The sequence below is a fragment of the Thioalkalivibrio sp. ALRh genome (assembly GCF_000381425.1).
Classification (GTDB): Bacteria; Pseudomonadota; Gammaproteobacteria; order Ectothiorhodospirales; family Ectothiorhodospiraceae; genus Thioalkalivibrio.
Genome location: NZ_KB906519.1, coordinates 785,980 through 802,896 on the forward strand (window position 1 = coordinate 785,980; position 16,917 = coordinate 802,896).

A 16,917-nucleotide genomic window follows, 5' to 3' on the forward strand; every position below is an offset into this window, starting at 1 on the left:
AGCCGATCGCTGTAACCGATCGCCGAGCCCGACCCGCGCGCACTGTCACCCCCCAGGGATCAGATACCCGGCGATGGCGAACCACAGCGGGAGTGTCACCAGCGACAGCGCCGTCGTCAGCGTGACCGCGGCCGCATACAGGCCGGTATCGAGCCGGAAGCGATCACAGAACACGAGCCCCAGGACCATCGCCGGCATCGCCGCCTCGAGCACCGAACCAATCCCGGGCACACCCTCCAGCCCGACCCACCAGACCAGGCTGAGCGCGAACAGCGGTGCCATCAGCAACTGGATGACGGACACCATCACCAGGGGGCGCAGATCGCGGCCGCGGAAACGGTCGAACACCAGCGCCAGCCCCAGCGAGAACAGCATCAGGGGGGCGACCGAGTCAGCCAGGAAGCCGAGCCAGGTATCCAGCCAGGTCACCAGCGGCAGACCGGCCAGGTTCAGCGCCACGCCCAGGACCGCCGCCCAGATCGAGGGGACAGCGACCAGCCCGCGAATGGCCCCGCCGCCGCCATACAGCCGGACCGCCTCCGGGTCCCCGTAACGCCTGGCCAGCAGGATCCCCAGCGTCAGCACCAGGGGCAGGCAGGCGAACAGGTCGTACTGGATCGCCACCGCCCGGCCGGCATCGCCGAACAGACTGTCGAGTACGGGGAGCCCCAGGTAGGTGGCATTCGGCCAGGCCGCGGCCAGCAGCATCGCCCCGACCGCCGCGCGTTCTGCCAGGCAAAGTCGGCAAGCGAGCAGGGTCACGGCCACCATCGCCAGCACGGTCGTGCCGGCCACCAGGGCGATGCGCAGCGAGTCGAGTCCCAGGGGGGCGGTCCACAGCACCTGCAGCACCAGCGCGGGCAGCAGCAGGTAGTAGACCAGGGTGGTGAGCACCCGGCGGGCGGTGTCGGCGTCCAGCCCGCCGGGGCGCAACAGGCGCCAGACGACGCCCGCAACGATGAGCGCCCCCATCTGGGTCATGACCGTCAGCATGGGGGCGCTCGTTTAGGACTATAGGTTTCGCGTCAGAAGGTAATCAGGCCTGGCCAGCCTGCTGCTCCTGCTGCTGGCGTTCGACGTCGGCACGCACCTGGTCCATGTCCAGCTCGCGCACCTTGCCCAGCACCTCGTCCAGTTGCCCGGCGGACAGCACGCCCGGCTGGGAGAAGACAATGATCTGCTCGCGGAAGATCATCAGCGTCGGGATGGAACGGATCTGGAACGCCCCGGCGATCCCCTGTTCCTCGTCGGTGTTCACCTTGGCGAAGACGACGTCGGAATGCTGCTCGGAGGCCGCCTCGAAGGTCGGGGCGAACTGCTGACACGGGCCGCACCAGGGGGCCCAGAAGTCCAGAATGACAATGTTGTTGCCGGTGATCGTGGATTCGAACGTATCCTGCGTGAGTTCCTGAACGGCCATGATGGCGGGCTCCAATGAAAGTGTGTGCGAAACCTTAACAGCCCCGCCGCAGGGTTTCAGGATTTCGATGCCGCGAGCATGGCCGCTCGCAGGCGCTCCAGGCGCTCGATCGGGTCGTCCGCCTCCAGCAGCTGCTGCTTGATCTCGAGATCGATCGGCAGCAGCTCCGTCAGCCGTCCGACCACCCAGGAGGAATCGTCAAAACGACGCTCCAGGTGTGACCAGGGCGTGCCGAGCTGGTCCAGCAGCCGCTCGAGCAGATCCGCCAGTGAGGCATAGTCCACCGGCAGGCTGACATCGGGGCGCTCCTGCAAAGGCTCGACCTCCGCCAGCCAGAGGCCGTCCTCGGCGCGGCGCGGGTTGTGAAGCTGGTGGCGACGCTCGCCCTTGACGAGGATCCCGAGCAGGCCGTCCGGCCGCTGGTCCCAGTCGACGATCGCGACCTCGGTCCCGATCGGGTGGAAGCCGACGGACGGGTCCGTCTCCGCCTCCGGACGGGGCGCACCGGACTCGGTGTCCGGCTCGATCGCGACGATCACGAAGCGGTCATCCTCGCGCAGGCAGCGGCGCACCATGTCGAGATAGCGCGTCTCGAAGATCCGCAGCGGCAGCAGCCCCTCCGGAAACAGCACGGTATTCAGCGGGAACAGTGGCAGAGTTGTCATGCCGGGCCCTCCGGCGGCAACGACGCCTCGCCCCAGCGCGGGCCCAGGGCATGTTCGATGTCCAGATGGTCCAGTACTCGCGCCACCATGAAATCAACCAGATCGTCGATGGATTGCGGCCGATGATAAAAAGCCGGGTTGGCCGGCATGACCACCGCACCCATGCGCGCCAGGCGCAGCATGTTCTCCAGGTGGATCTCGGAGAACGGCGTCTCGCGTACCACCAGCACCAGCCTGCGCCGCTCCTTGAGCACCACATCCGCCGCGCGTTCGATCAGCCCGCGCGAGGCCCCGGTCGCGATGGCCGATACGGTCGCCGTAGTGCAGGGGCAGACCACCATCGCCTCAGGCACCGCCGAGCCGCTGGCCACCGGTGCGGTCCACTGCTCCGGGCCATAGCAGCGGATCTGTCCATCGGCAGCCCCATGACGCTCGGCGAAAAAGCGAGCGATCTCGGCCGGACGCCCGGGTACGTCGAGATCAGTCTCCAGCCCCAGCACCACTTGTGCCGGTTTCGACAGCATCAGATGCACCTGCACCCCCGCCTGTACCAGGCACTCCAGCAGGCGCAGCCCGTAGGGCGCGCCGGAGGCACCGGTCAGGGCCAGGGCGATCGAACGCGGCTTTCCACTCATGCAGGGGTCCCCGAGGGTTCACGTGACTGCAACCCGGCGATCAGGCGCTGGTGCAGGCCATCGAAACCACCATTGCTCATAATGACCAGCGTATCGCCGGGGCGCACCGTGGCAAGAATCCCCTGCAACAGGGATTCGATCTCACGCGCCACCGACAGCCGCCCGCCGAGCTTTCGCTGCAGACCCTCGGTGGACCAGTCGATCTCCGGGGCATGATAAAGATGCACTGCGTCCGCGCGCTCCAGGGCGGCCCCCAGTGCGTCGGCATGCACCCCCATGCGCATGGTGTTGGAACGCGGCTCCAGCACCGCGATCAGGCGTCCGCCGGGGGCGACGCGGCCGCGCAGGCCCTCGAGGGTCAGGCGGATCGCGGTCGGGTGATGGGCGAAGTCGTCGATCACGCGGATCCCGTCGATCTCGGCGCGCAACTCCTGGCGCCGCCGCACACCGCGGAAGGCCGGCAGGGCCGCGATCCCCGCGGCCAGCGGTACCCCGGCATGGCGGGCCGCCCCGAGCGCGGCCAGGGCATTGGAAAGATTGTGCTGCCCCGTCATCTCCCAGGCCACGCGCCCCTGGGCCACCCCGTTGGCCAGCACCTCGAACTCCGAGGCATCGTCATTCAAAGGCCGCGCCACCAGGGCCACCGTATCCCCGGTGTCCGGGTCGGTGGTGATGCGCTCCACCGGCGTCCAGCAGCCCATCTCCAGCACGCGCTCCAGCGCGGCATCACCTGCGGGCGCCAGGATCAGGCCCTGGCCGGGAACAGTGCGTACCAGGTGATGGAACTGACGTTCGATCGCGGCCAGGTCCGGGTAGATGTCTGCATGGTCGAACTCGAGGTTGTTCAGCACCAGGGTGCGTGGCCGGTAGTGGACGAACTTGGCACGCTTGTCGAAGAAGGCGGAGTCGTATTCGTCCGCCTCGATCACGAAGAACGGGGTCTCGCCCATCCGCGCGCTGACGCCAAAGTTTCCGGGCACGCCCCCGATCAGGAATCCCGGGCTCAGCCCGGCATGTTCCAGGATCCAGGCCAGCAGGCTGGCGGTCGTCGTCTTGCCATGGGTACCGGCCACCGCCAGCACCCAGCGGTCATGCAGCACATGCTCGGCCAGCCACTGCGGGCCGGAGGTGTAGGACAGGCCGCGATCCAGTAGGGCCTCGATGACCGGCATGCCGCGAGTCATCACGTTGCCGACCACGACCGGTCCCGTATCCGGCAGGGTCGCCGGGTCATGTCCCTCGTGATAGGGGATACCGGCCTGCTCCAGCTGCTCGCTCATCGGCGGATACAGCTTCTGGTCGGAACCGGTGACCTGGTAGCCACGCGCGCGGGCGAGCTGGGCCAGCCCGCCCATGAAGGTCCCGCCAATACCGAGGATATGCAGCTGACCCGTGTTCACTACAGCGCTCCCAGGGCCACCTGGGTGATCACGCTGGAGACCACCACATACCCCAGCGCGATCAACATGCCGACAAAACGGCTGCCCAGCTCCAGGGCCTGCTGCAGGATATGCCCGAACACCAGCAGCAGCCAGCCCACCAGCGTCAGCAGCGCCAGGAGGGCCCCGGTGGAGACCTCCTCCGGGTCGGCCGGGGCATCGATCAGCATCAACAAGGCCATCAGCAGGCCCAGAAGGGCCCCGGTGCCGGCCATTGCGGTAAAGGTCTGCAGCCAGCGGCCAGGCACACCCCCCATGCGCAGCACCACGACGATAAACATATACAGCACGGCGAGATCGAGCACATTCAGGACCAGGGCCTGGCCCGTGCCGTACATCGGGATGCCGACCGCCATGCCCGTGACCAGGGCAATCCCGAGCCAGAAGATCAGCGTAGCGTTATCGGGCGGCAGGTCCTGCGGGCCACTGCGCAGACGCAGGATGTCCAGCATCGTCCAGAGGCTGTTCAATCCATGTCCTCCTCGGCTTCCATCGCCTCCAGGGCCTCGAGCTCGTCGAGTTCATCCAGCATCTCGGTTGCGCGCTCGTCCGACGCCCCGCGCACCAGGAAGTCGCGGCGCTGCAGATAGGCCTCGCGCATGGCGATGTATCGATCGTCGGAGATCTGCGCCAGCATACGCTCGGTCGGTATCAGTCCGGCGCGCATATCAACCACATCCAGCGCGATCAGGCCCACCCACCAACCGGTGTGATCGGTGCGCAGGTTTGTGTGATAGAGGGGGCTGGTATAGCCGTCAACCAGACGCGCCGGGGCATCGCGCGCGGTACTGGGCCCCAGGAGCGGCAGCTGCAGGTACGGGCCACGTGCCACGCCCCAGGCACCCAGGGTCTGACCGAAGTCCTCGTTGTTCTTCTCGAGGCCCATGGGAGTCGCGACATCGATCAGGCCGAGCAGACCGAAGGTCGTATTGAACATGATGCGCCCGGTATCCGAGGCGGCGTTGTCCAGGTTGCCCTGCAACAGGTTGTTGAACAGGACCGTGAAGTCATTGAGGTTGGAGAAAAAATTGCCTACCCCGGTCTGGACGGGCTGCGGCAGCCGCCGATACTGGACTGCGGCCGGGCGCAGCAGGGCCTGGTCAAAGTCGTCGTTGATCTCGAACACCACCCGGTTGTACGACTCCCAGGGGTCGTCCGGATGACGATCTTCGCTGGGCACGGTCGCACAGCCGGAAAGCGTCAGTACCATCAGGGCCGCCAACCCCATGCGTAAACGGGAAACAACCGACATACGATTCCTTTTTCGCTGCGCCCGACCTCGGGAAACACGGATCAATGTACACGCTCGCGCTCGAGTCGCTTTTGCGTGCGAACAAGGCGCGGTGACTGCCGTGCAGTCATTCTGCACAAGGGAGCCGCAACGCCGTGCGCGCGCCCGTTTTTGATAACAACGGGCAGCCGAGCCCCTGCATTGAATGAGTTGCGGGGTTGGCACCCCAGGTTCCCCGATCCTGCGTTGCGCCCCGCATTCATCAAAAACGGGCGGGTAGAACCACTACCCGCTACGCACCACGCCTTGTCTCGGAAAACTTGGGGTGCCAACGCGAGTGTGTACATTAATCTGTGTTTCCCTAGGCGTCAGGAACCGGTAATGGGGTGAATATCCGCCTTGCGGGCCAGACCAACCTGGCCCCGTCCCTTGCCCTTTGCGGTGTAACAAGCGCGATCGGCGGCCACGAAGGCCGCATCCACACTCGGCAGCGTCTCGCCCAGTTGCACCACACCCACCGAGGCCCCAATGGTGACGTCCCGCGCCTCGACCTGCAACGGCCGGTCGCCCAACGCACTGCAGATCCGCTGCCCCAGGACCCGGGCCTGCTCGGCATCGGTCTCGTACGCGATCACCGCAAACTCGTCGCCCCCGATCCGGGACACGGCATCGCGCGATCGCGTCAGCTGCCGCAGGATCGTCGCCACCCGGCGCAGAAGCTCGTCGCCTACCCGGTGGCCATGGCGATCGTTCACGGCCTTGAAGTAGTCCAGATCCACCAGCAGCAGGCTCGCCACCGACGAGTATTCCCGGGCATTGTCCATCGCGCGCTGCATCTCGCGCTCGAATGCGCGCCGGTTCAACAAACCGGTGAGCGGATCGTGACTCGCTTCATGCACCAGCCGATCCACCAGCTCGCGCTCCTCGGAGATATCGGCCAGCACGAGCAGGGTGCGCACCGAACTGCCCGCCACCGGATCCAGCGCTGTGCGGTCGATGCGCACGATCCGTTCGTGGCCGCTGGGCGTCACCAAGCGTGCCTCGGTATGCTCGCCCAGATGTTTGGCGAGCGGCTGGGATCGGTCTGCACCCAGCGGCCGATCGGTCCCCATCTCGCGCAGGTCCAGGACCTGATCCAGGCTGCACCCCAGTGCCTGCAGACGGACCAGCCCCGCCATCTGCTCGGCCGCGGGGTTCATATAGACGATCCCGCCACGGGCATCCAGCGTAATCACCGCGTTCGGGATCGCGCCCATCGCCCGGCGCAGGTTGTGCCCGGCGATGCGCATACGGGCATGTACCCGCAGCACGTACAGGAGGATCGCCGCGATACCTGCCGCCAGGACGGCGAGTAACGCCGCCAGGTTGTCGCGCGCCCATCGCAGCACGGCGAACGGCTCGGGGGCGTAAAGCCCCACGCCCAGGTCGTACATCAGGCCCTGCACGTCCTCGTAGGAACGCGGCGCGGCCCAGCCCGTAATCCCGACCGCCTGGCTCACCGGGTGCTCGGCATCCAGCGCCAGAAGGGCGCGCAGCACTGCCTGAGCGATATCCACATCGAGATCGCCGCGCATCGCCAGCGGCCACTCCGGGTACAGACGGGTCGAGGTCCGGTAGGGGAAGCGGGGCACGGCCCGCTCGCCGATCAGACGCACTTGTTCGACCCGTGGGTCGCCCTGCTCGCGCAGGTCTTCGAGGATCCCGGTGCGAAAGGTCGCGGCATCCACCTCGCCCGCCAGCAGCAGATCCAGTCCCCGGGAAACCGGGAAGCCCGTGAATACCACGCGATCCAGATCGGTCTCGACATCCAGCCCGGCGGCCTCGAGTTCCCGCCAGGCCATCCACCAGCCGCCAAAGCCGTCGGGGTGGACCGCGGAGACCCGCTGCCCGACCAGGTCGCTCAGCTCGACCAGGTCCGTGCGGTCCTCGCGCGCGATGATCACAGCCCCAAAGCGGTCTTCCTCGCGCCCGACCTCGGCCGGGAGCATGGTCGCGATACGGGAGATGCCGTGACGCTGCTCCAGCATCACGTAGGAGCCGGGGTTAGTCAGGACCAGGTCAAAGCGACCCTCAGCCGCCCCCGCCTGCAGGGCATCATTGTCGACCGGCACCAGGCGGACCTGAACGGCCTCCAGCGCCTGCTCCAGGTACTCGGCGAAAGGCGTCCACTGTTCGCGCGCGGCATCCTCGCCCCGGTGCGCCAGCACCGCGAGGATCAGCTCGCGCTCGGCCGCCCCGGCCTTCGCACCGGCCGGCGTTGCCAGCAGCGCGCCAAAGACCAGCCCCCACAGCAGAACGACACCTCCGAGACCGCCCCTGCCGAACCAGGACAGGCAACCAGACGATCGCCGGAAGTACGCACGCGGGCTCATCTCATGTGGGCTTCCGATTGCGGCTGGCGGCGATGCGCAGGCGCAGTGCGTTCAGGCGAATGAAACCCTCGGCGTCCTTCTGGTCATAGGCGCCGGCATCGTCCTCGAAGGTAGCGATCGCGTCGTCGAACAGGGTGTCCTCCGAGCGGCGGCCGGCGACGATCACGTTGCCCTTGTACAGGCGCAGGCGCACCTCGCCGTTGACCACACCCTGGGTGTCATCGATCGCGGCCTGCAGCATGCGCCGCTCCGGGCTCCACCAGTAGCCGTTGTAGATCAGGCTGGCGTAGCGCGGCATCAACTCGTCCTTCAAGTGCGCGGCCTCGCGATCCAGGGTGATCGACTCCAGCGCCCGGCGCGCCTTGAGCAGGATGGTGCCGCCCGGGGTCTCGTAGCAGCCGCGCGACTTCATGCCGACATAGCGGTTCTCGACGATATCGAGACGGCCGACGCCGTGGGCCCCGCCGCGTTCGTTGAGCTTCGCGAGCAGCTCGGCCGCGCTCATACGCTCGCCATTGATCGAGACCGGGTCGCCCTTCTCGAAACCGATGGTCAGCGTCTCGGATTCGTCCGGTGCCGCCTCCGGGGAGACCGACCAGCGCCACATGTCTTCCTCGGCCTCGGTCCACGGGTCTTCCAGCGGGCCGCCCTCGTAGGAGATGTGCAGCAGGTTGGCATCCATGGAGTACGGCGACTTCGTGCCCTTCTTAGCGTAGTCCACCGGGATGTTGTGCTGCTCGGCGTAGGCCATCAGGCGTTCGCGCGAGTTCAGGTCCCACTCGCGCCAAGGGGCGATCACCTGGATGCCCGGCTTCAGCGCATAGGCCCCGAGCTCGAAGCGGACCTGGTCATTGCCCTTGCCGGTCGCGCCATGGGCGATGGCGTCGGCGCCGGTCTCCTCGGCGATCTCCACCATCCGGCGCGCGATCAGCGGCCGTGCGATCGAGGTACCCAGCAGGTACTCGCCCTCGTAGATGGTGTTCGCGCGGAACATCGGGAACACGTAGTCGCGCACGAAGGTCTCGCGCAGGTCCTCGATGTAGATCTGCTTGACCCCCAGGGCCTCGGCCTTGGCGCGGGCCGGCTCAACCTCCTCGCCCTGGCCCAGATCGGCGGTGAAGGTGATCACCTCGCAGCCGTACTGATCCTCCAGCCACTTGAGGATCACGGAGGTATCCAGGCCACCGGAATAGGCCAGCACGACACGGGAAATCTTCGAACTCATGGGAATACCAATCCTTCTTTCTTCTTGAGAGTTATAGTCGTTTTTGTGACGGGCTTCACTACCAGCCCGCGGAGGCCGGGGCGCCCCGGGGAGACTCCGGCGCCGCCCGCGGCTCGGCCGGGGGCAGCTCGCGGCCGGCGTCAACAGCGGTTTCCGCAACGGAAGATGGTCTGGCTGCGGCGTCCGCGCCACCCAGCCACCAGATATCCACCCGGCGCGAACCCTCGCGCTCGCCGTCCGCGTCCGGGTCGACACCACCGGCCTCGACCGTCAATCCATCGCCCGGCACACCCGCCTCCACCAGCGCCGCGCGCACCGCCTCTGCGCGCTGGCGACTCAGACGCTCGTTAACCTCGCGCGGGCCTTCGGCGTCGGTCAGGCCGACCAGGCGCACGCGCGGGCGTTCTACGGTGCGCAGGGTCTCGGCCGCACGGGCGACGGTCTCGCGCCCCCTGGAATCCAGTTCGCGGCTGCCGGTTGCGAAGTACACCGACCAGCGATCCAGCGCCCCGACATCCGGGCCCTCGGCCCCGGTGTAGCAGGCCTCGAAGGCCCCGGCACGCTGGGCAAAACGAATGCCGCGAAAATGCACCGCGTCCTCGGCACCGGGGAAATCGATCCGCACGTCATGCCCCACCAGAAGGCGGGCCTGGAGCGCCTGAACATGCGCGTCCGGAACCCGGAAACGATCGGGTCGTTCGGCCCGCAACTCGAGATCCAGGGGCGACTTCGGACTCGCCCCAAGCCACTCCGGGGCCCCGGTGCGCAATCGCGCGGTGGCGCCCTCGGGCATTGCGTAGGGGGCAAGCCAGAAGGCGCGAAGCGCCAGGCCTGGCCGGGTCTCGAAGCGCAGCGTACCGCCGTGGCGAACGCCCTGCTCGATGCGGCAGGCATCGTCCAGTTCGATCACCTGCCAGTCGCTGCGCTCCAGCGATTCACGGTGAGGCACGACCCCCGCCTGAGCCACCCCGTGCGCCAGCCACAGTCCCCCGAAAACCAGGAGAGCAAGACGGCGCAGCACGGACACGAAACTAGCGACTCTTGGGCGGCAGGATATCGGTGATCGAACCGTGCGCGACCTCGGCGGCGAAGGCCACCGTCTCGCTCAGGGTCGGGTGCGGATGCACGGTCAGACCAATGTCTTCCATCTCCGCCCCCATCTCCAGCGCCAGCATCGCCTCGCCGATCAGGTCGCCGGCGGACGGGCCCACCAGGCCCGCACCGATCACCCGGCCATCGGCGTCGAACAGCAGCTTGGTCATGCCGTCCTCGGCACCCAGCGCAATTGCGCGGCCGGAGGCGGCCCAGGGGAACACGCCCTTGGTGTACTCGATGCCGTCGGCCTTGGCCTGCTCCTCGGTCACGCCCATCCAGGCGACCTCCGGATGGGTGTAGGCCACCGACGGGATCGCGCGGGCGTCGAAGTGCACCTTGTGCCCGGCGATCACCTCGGCCGCGACCTTGCCCTCGTGGGTGGCCTTGTGCGCCAGCATCGGCTGACCGACGACGTCGCCGATGGCGAAGATGTGCTCGACGTTGGTGCGCTGCTGGCTGTCGACCTCGATAAAGCCGCGCTCGGTCACCTGCACGCCCGCCGCCTCGGCACTGATCTTCGCGCCATTCGGGCTGCGCCCCACGGCAACCAGCACACGGTCGAAGGTATCCTCTTCCGGCAGGCCCTTGGCCTCGCCCTCGAACTGGCAGACGATCCCGGCCTTGGTGGCCTTGGCCCCGTTCACCTTGCTCTTGAGGAAGATATTCTCGAAGCGCTTCTTCGCACGCTTCTCGAACGGGCGCACGATGTCGCGGTCCGCGCCCGGCATCAGGGTATCGGACAGCTCGACCACCGTGACCTTCGCGCCCAGCGACTCGTACACGCAGGCCATCTCCAGGCCGATGATGCCGCCGCCGACCACCAGCATGCGCTCGGGGATGTCGGCCAGATCGAGGGCGCCGGTGGAGTCCATCACCCGTTCGTCGTCCCAGGGGAAACCGGGCAGCTTGATCGCCTGCGAACCGACCGCGATGATCGCGTGCTCGAAGCCAATCACCTCGCGGCCGCCGTCGCCCTCGACCGCGATGCTGTTGGCGCCGACAAACTCGCCCACACCCTGCACCACGCGCACCTTGCGCTGCTTGCACAGCTGCTTGAGCCCGCCGGTCAGCTTCTTGACCGTCTTGTCCTTGTAGCCCCGCAGGCCGTCGAGATCGATCTCCGGCTCGCCGAACTTGATGCCCAGCGCGGCAAAGCGCTCAGCCTCGTGCAACACCTCGCCGGCGTGCAGCAGCGCCTTGGACGGGATACAGCCGACGTTCAGGCAGACCCCGCCGATCTGCGGGTAGCGCTCGACCATCACCACGTCGAGCCCCAGGTCCGCGGCGCGGAAGGCGGCGGTATAGCCGCCGGGGCCGGAGCCCAGCACCAGAACCTGGCACTGGCTGTCGGTATTCAGGTCGGCGGCCGCCTTGGGTGCCGCCTTCTGCGGCTCACTCGCGGCGCCCGATTCCACCTTGGCGGATTCGGTCTTCTCGCCACCGGATGCGGGGGCGTCATCGCTTCCGCCCGCAGCCTCGCCACTGGCCTCAAGATCGAGGAGCTTGCTGCCCTGGGAGACCTTGTCCCCGACCTTCACATGCAGCTTCTTCACGGTGCCGGCCTCTGGGGCGGGCACGTCGATGGTCGCCTTGTCGGACTCCAGCGTGATCAGCGGGTCCTCCGGTGCGATCTCGCTGCCCGGCTGTACCAGGACCTCGATGATCTCGACGTCCTTGAAATCCCCGATATCCGGGACCTCGATGGTCTTGGTCTGGCTCATGACAAAGCTCCGGTCGTTACAGCAGCATGCGGCGCATGTCGGACAGCAATGCGCTCAGCGTGGTGGCAAAACGGGCGCCCAGCGCGCCATCGATCACCCGGTGATCGTAGGACAGCGCCAGCGGCAGGATCAGGCGCGGCTCGAACTCCTTGCCGTTCCAGACCGGCTTCATGCTGGAGCGCGACACGCCCAGGATCGCCACCTCGGGGGCATTCACGATCGGCGTGAACTGCGTCCCGCCGATCCCGCCGAGGCTGGAGATGGTCAGGCAGCCGCCCTGCATGTCCGCGGGCTTGAGCTTCTTGTCGCGAGCGCGCTGGGACAGGTCCATCAGCTCGGAGGCGATGTCGACCAGGCTCTTGCGATCGACGTCGCGCACCACCGGGACGACCAGGCCGTCCGGCGTATCGACCGCGATACCGAGGTTGTAGTACTGCTTCAGGATCAGGTTCTCGCCGGTCGCATCCAGCGAGGCATTGAAGCGCGGGTACTGCTTGAGCGCGGAGACCACCGCCTTCATCAGGAACGGCAGGAAGGTAACCTTCACGCCCTTCTTCTCGTACTCGGCCTTCAGCGACTTGCGGAAGTCCTCGAGCTCGGTGATGTCGGCCTCGTCGAACTGGGTCACGTGCGGGACAGTGACCCAGTTGCGATGCAGGTTCTTGCCGGTGAGCTTGTTGATCTTCGACAGCGGCTGGGTCTCAATCGGACCGAACTCGGAGAAGTCGATCTCCGGCATCGGCTCGACCCCCAGGCCGCCGCCGGCGCCCTGGCTCAGCGCGCGCTTGACGAAGCCCTGCACGTCCTCGCGCAGGATGCGCCCCTTGCGCCCGGAACCCTCGACCTTGCTCAGGTCCACGCCCAGTTCGCGCGCGAACTTGCGCACCACCGGCGAGGCGTGGGCCTTGCGGAAGGCCGATTCGTCGCGGATGTGCTCGGTCGGCGACGGCCGCGGATCGGCCCGACCGGCCGCTTTCGGCGCCTCGGACGGCTTCGGCTGCTCGGCCTCGGGGGCCGACTCGGCCTGCCCACCCGAGGGAGACGGCGCTTCCTGCTTCGGCGCCTCGTCGTTGGCTGAGGTGTCCTCGGCCGCGCCCTTGTCGGAGGGCTCCAGCTCCAGGATCGGGTCGCCCTGGTTGACGCGGTCGCCGGCCTTCACCTTCAGCGCCTTCACGGTGCCGCCCTGCGGGGCCGGGATCTCGATGGAGGCCTTGTCGGACTCCAGCGTGATCAGCGGATCCTCGGGGGCCACGGTGTCGCCGGGGCTGACGATGACCTCGATGATCTCGACGTCCTTGAAGTCGCCGATATCCGGGACGTGCACAGTAGTCGTGTTGCTCATGTCTGCTCCTGCCTCGGGTCCGGCGGCCTCAGGCCTGCAAGGGGTTGGGCCGTTCGACGTCGATCTTGTACTTCTTGATCGCGTCGGAGACGGTCTTGACCTCGACGGTCCCGTTATCGGCCAAGGCCTTCAGGGCCGTGACCGCGATGTGGTAGCGATCCACCTCGAAGTGGCGGCGCAGCGCGGCACGGGTATCCGAGCGACCGAAGCCGTCGGTCCCCAGCACGCGGTATTCGGCCGGCACGAAGGCACGGATCTGGTCGGCATAGGCCTGCACGTAGTCGGTCGCGGCGATTACCGGATCCTCCGAGCCACCCAGACATTCCTCCACCCAGGACTTGCGCGGCTTGGCCTCCGGATGCAGCCGCGCATGGCGCTCGACATCGCGGCCGTCGCGGGCCAGCTCGTTGAAGCTGGTCGCGCTCCAGACCTCGGCGGCGACGCCGAAGTCCTTATCCAGCAGTTCGGCGGCGGCAATGGCCTCGCGCAGGATGGTGCCGGAACCCAGCAGGCGCACCTTCTTTTTCTTGCGCCCACCCGCCTGCAGCCGGTACAGGCCGCGGCGGATGCCTTCCTCGGCGCCCTTCGGCATGGCCGGCTGCGGGTAGTTCTCGTTCATTACGGTGATGTAGTAGAAGACGCTCTCCTGCTCCGCGTACATGCGGCGCATGCCATCCTGCACGATCACCGCCAGCTCAAAGGCGAAGGTCGGGTCGTAGGCGATGCAGTTGGGCACGTTGGCGGCCATCATCAGGCTGTGACCGTCGTCGTGCTGCAGGCCCTCGCCGGCCAGGGTGGTCCGCCCGGCGGTCGCCCCCATCAGGAAGCCACGGGCACGCATGTCGCCGGCGGCCCAGATCAGGTCGCCAATGCGCTGGAAGCCGAACATCGAATAGAAGATGTAGAACGGCACCATCGCCACGCCATGGGTGGAGTAGGAGGTGGCCGCCGCGATCCAGGAGGACATGGAACCGGCCTCGTTGATCCCCTCTTCGAGGATCTGGCCCTTCTTGTCCTCCTTGTAATACATCACCTGGTCCTTGTCCTGCGGCTCGTAGAGCTGACCGACCGAGGAGTAGATTCCCAGCTGGCGGAACAGCCCTTCCATGCCGAAGGTACGCGCCTCGTCGGGCACGATCGGGACGATGTTCTTGCCGATCTTCTTGTCGCGGGCAAGCAGGGTCAGCAGACGCACGAAGGCCATGGTGGTGGACATCTCACGCTCGCCGGAGGCCTCCAGCAGACCGTTGAAGGCGTCCAGCCCCGGGATCTCCAGCGGGGTGGCCAGCGGGCGGCGCACCGGCAGATAGCCGCCCAGGTCCTTGCGCCGCTCGTGCATGTACTTCATTTCTTCGGAGTCGGGGTCCGGCTTGATGTACTCGGCCTTCTCCACCTGCTCGTCGGACAGCGGGATGTTGAAGCGGTCGCGGAACTGCTTCATGTCGTCCGCGTCCATCTTCTTCTGGCTGTGGGTACGGTTCTGGGCCTCGCCCGCCGACCCCATGCCGTAGCCCTTCACGGTGTGCGCGAGGATCACGGTCGGCTGCCCCTTGTGCTCCGCGGCCTCCTTGTAGGCTGCATAGACCTTGACCGGGTCATGGCCACCGCGATTCAGGCGCCAGATGTCCTCGTCGGACATATTGGCCACCATGCGCTTGAGCTCGGGGTACTTGCCGAAGAAGTGCTCGCGGACGTAGGCGCCATCGCGCGACTTGTAGTTCTGGTAGTCGCCGTCGACCGCCTCCATCATGCGTTTCTGCAGCAGGCCGTCAGTGTCCTTCGCCAGCAGCGGGTCCCAGTAGCGGCCCCACAGCACCTTGACCACGTTCCACCCGGCTCCGCGGAAGATCGCCTCCAGCTCCTGGACGATCTTGCCGTTGCCGCGGACCGGGCCGTCCAGGCGCTGCAGGTTGCAGTTCACCACCCAGGTCAGGTTGTCCAGCTTCTCGCGCGAGGCCAGCGTGATTGCCCCCAGGGTCTCCGGCTCGTCCACCTCGCCGTCACCGACAAAGCTCCAGACGCGGCGGTTCTCGGTCTGCGCCAGGCCGCGATCCTGCAGATAGCGCATGAAACGCGCCTGGTAGATGCTCATGATCGGGCCCAGACCCATGGACACGGTCGGGAACTGCCAGAAGTCCGGCATCAGCCAGGGATGCGGGTAGGAGGACAGGCCCTTGCCGTCCACCTCGCGGCGGAAGTGGTCCAGCTGCTCCTCGGTCAGGCGGCCTTCCATGAACGCGCGGGCATAGATCCCCGGCGAGGAGTGCCCCTGCGCAAACAGCAGGTCGCCGCCATGATCGTGCGACGGGGCGTGCCAGAAGTGATTAAAGCCGACGTCATAGAGCGTAGCGGCAGATGCGAAGGTCGCGATATGCCCGCCCAGCTCGGCCGATACGCGGTTGGCCTTGACCACCATCGCCATCGCGTTCCAGCGGATATAGGAGCGGATGCGGTGCTCCACCGCGCCGTCGCCCGGGTATTCGGGCTCCAGGTGCGTTGGGATGGTGTTCACGTAGGCGGTATTGGCCGAATACGGGAGGTAGGCCCCGCTGCGGCGCGCCTTGTCGACCAGGCGCTCCAGCAGGGCGTGCGCCCGTTCGGGGCCGTCGGTCTCCAGCACGGAGGCCAGGGCGTCAATCCACTCCTGGGTCTCCTGCGGGTCGATATCGTGTTCGGTCGCGTTCGGGTCCATGCGTCTACCCCTGAAAACGGGTTGGGAATCAGGATGCCATCACGGCTCCAGACCACCGGGCGGGCGGGCATTTGCTACCATGCGCCGGTGTTGGGCGGGCATAAAAGGCGCAAGTATCCCGACTGAGCCGCCAACAGGTCAAGCGAAAGCCGCCTATGGCGCCGATCTTCGGGAAAATCTGCGGGAAAAGCCGCAAACATCACGAAAGCCCACGCTCTCGCCGCCAACACCCGCGAATACCGCCCGCCGACCCCATTCAGGACCGAGCACACCGATGGCCGAACCCGTCCAGCTGGACCCGCAACACCGCCCCATGGCAAACCGATTTCGCGGCTTCCTGCCCGTTGTGGTAGATGTCGAGACGGGAGGCTTCGATTGTCGGCGACATGCCCTTTTGCAGGTCGCGGCCGTGTTCCTGCGCCGCGACGAAAACGACCATCTGGTGCGCGACCGCACCGTGAGCCTGCACGTGCGCCCCTATGAGGGGTCGGAGATGGATCCAAAGTCGCTGGAGGTGAACGGGATCGACCCCTACCACCCGCTGCGCGCGGCCTACCCCGAAGATCAGGCCATGGGCCGGCTGTTCAGCGAGGTCCGACGGGAGGTGAAGATCAACCACTGCAAGCGGGCGATCCTGGTCGGGCACAACGCACACTTTGATCTCGGCTTCGTGCATACCGCCGCCGAGCGCTGCGGGATCAAGCGCAACCCGTTCCACCCGTTTTCCAGCCTGGATACCGTGTCCCTGGCCGCACTGGCGTTCGGCCAGACGGTGCTGGCACGGGCGGCCGATGCTGCGGGGCTGGGATGGGATACGGAAGCCGCTCACAGCGCGGCATTTGATGCGGAAAAGACAGCGGATATTTTCTGCCAGATCGCGAACCGCTGGCAGGACGGGGTCGGGGTCCCGCAGAACGCCCTGCGCCTGCCCGACCCGGAAGAGCTGCCGCCGGGGAGCTGACCGCGACCCGGGGTAACACCCACAGATCGCCATGCCCCTACGGGGCTCGCGATGACACAATCGCAACCCCGTCATTGCGAACCCCGCAGGGGGTGAAGCAATCGCCCGACATTTCGGCG

Annotated in this window: 14 protein-coding genes; 1 reads left to right on the plus strand and 13 read right to left on the minus strand. The window is 67.0% G+C overall.

The window, feature by feature from the left end:
- Window positions 1-45: 45 nt before the first annotated feature.
- The 13 genes from F791_RS0103795 to aceE form a co-directional block, all read right to left on the minus strand.
- Window positions 46-993: an AEC family transporter gene (locus F791_RS0103795; RefSeq protein WP_019592198.1), complete on the minus strand. Its 948-nt coding sequence runs from the start codon at window positions 991-993 to the stop codon at window positions 46-48.
- A 43-nt stretch (window positions 994-1,036) separates the two neighbouring features.
- Window positions 1,037-1,420, minus strand: coding sequence for a thioredoxin (gene trxA, locus F791_RS0103800; protein ID WP_012981775.1), 384 nt, complete (start codon window positions 1,418-1,420; stop codon window positions 1,037-1,039).
- Between the two features lie 56 nt (window positions 1,421-1,476).
- Window positions 1,477-2,085, minus strand: a complete 609-nt coding sequence (locus F791_RS0103805; RefSeq protein WP_012981774.1) for an LON peptidase substrate-binding domain-containing protein — start codon at window positions 2,083-2,085, stop codon at window positions 1,477-1,479.
- Window positions 2,082-2,720, minus strand: a complete 639-nt coding sequence (locus tag F791_RS0103810) for a flavin prenyltransferase UbiX (RefSeq protein ID WP_012981773.1) — start codon at window positions 2,718-2,720, stop codon at window positions 2,082-2,084. Before F791_RS0103810 ends, F791_RS0103805 begins: the two co-directional genes overlap by 4 nt.
- The gene (gene mpl, locus F791_RS0103815; RefSeq protein WP_019592199.1) at window positions 2,717-4,120 is read right to left on the minus strand and encodes a UDP-N-acetylmuramate:L-alanyl-gamma-D-glutamyl-meso-diaminopimelate ligase; all 1,404 of its coding nucleotides are present in this window, start codon (window positions 4,118-4,120) and stop codon (window positions 2,717-2,719) included. The genes F791_RS0103810 and mpl overlap by 4 nt, the downstream gene beginning before the upstream one ends.
- Window positions 4,120-4,629 carry a hypothetical protein gene (locus F791_RS0103820; RefSeq protein ID WP_026332996.1) on the minus strand — a complete coding sequence of 170 codons (510 nt, stop codon included), beginning with the start codon at window positions 4,627-4,629 and terminating at the stop codon, window positions 4,120-4,122. Before F791_RS0103820 ends, mpl begins: the two co-directional genes overlap by 1 nt.
- Window positions 4,626-5,411, minus strand: a complete 786-nt coding sequence (locus F791_RS0103825) for a VacJ family lipoprotein (protein ID WP_038038428.1) — start codon at window positions 5,409-5,411, stop codon at window positions 4,626-4,628. Before F791_RS0103825 ends, F791_RS0103820 begins: the two co-directional genes overlap by 4 nt.
- Window positions 5,412-5,758: 347 nt before the next feature.
- Window positions 5,759-7,762: a diguanylate cyclase gene (locus tag F791_RS0103830; RefSeq protein ID WP_019592201.1), complete on the minus strand. Its 2,004-nt coding sequence runs from the start codon at window positions 7,760-7,762 to the stop codon at window positions 5,759-5,761.
- 1 nt (window position 7,763) lies between these two features.
- On the minus strand, window positions 7,764-8,987 hold the full coding sequence (locus tag F791_RS0103835; protein ID WP_018137621.1) for an argininosuccinate synthase: 1,224 nt from the start codon (window positions 8,985-8,987) through the stop codon (window positions 7,764-7,766).
- 58 nt (window positions 8,988-9,045) lie between these two features.
- Window positions 9,046-10,014 carry an OmpA family protein gene (locus tag F791_RS0103840; protein ID WP_018137622.1) on the minus strand — a complete coding sequence of 323 codons (969 nt, stop codon included), beginning with the start codon at window positions 10,012-10,014 and terminating at the stop codon, window positions 9,046-9,048.
- A 4-nt stretch (window positions 10,015-10,018) separates the two neighbouring features.
- Window positions 10,019-11,803: a dihydrolipoyl dehydrogenase gene (lpdA, locus tag F791_RS0103845; protein ID WP_019592202.1), complete on the minus strand. Its 1,785-nt coding sequence runs from the start codon at window positions 11,801-11,803 to the stop codon at window positions 10,019-10,021.
- Between the two features lie 16 nt (window positions 11,804-11,819).
- On the minus strand, window positions 11,820-13,262 hold the full coding sequence (gene aceF / locus F791_RS0103850) for a dihydrolipoyllysine-residue acetyltransferase (protein ID WP_081601186.1): 1,443 nt from the start codon (window positions 13,260-13,262) through the stop codon (window positions 11,820-11,822).
- Window positions 13,174-15,837 carry a pyruvate dehydrogenase (acetyl-transferring), homodimeric type gene (gene aceE, locus F791_RS0103855; protein ID WP_018137625.1) on the minus strand — a complete coding sequence of 888 codons (2,664 nt, stop codon included), beginning with the start codon at window positions 15,835-15,837 and terminating at the stop codon, window positions 13,174-13,176. The genes aceF and aceE overlap by 89 nt, the downstream gene beginning before the upstream one ends.
- Window positions 15,838-16,111: 274 nt before the next feature.
- On the opposite strand from aceE, the gene rnt reads away from it, so the two are divergent.
- Window positions 16,112-16,798 (plus strand): ribonuclease T, encoded by a 687-nt coding sequence (rnt, locus tag F791_RS0103860; RefSeq protein ID WP_018137626.1) that lies wholly within the window; start codon window positions 16,112-16,114, stop codon window positions 16,796-16,798.
- Window positions 16,799-16,917 lie beyond the last annotated feature (119 nt).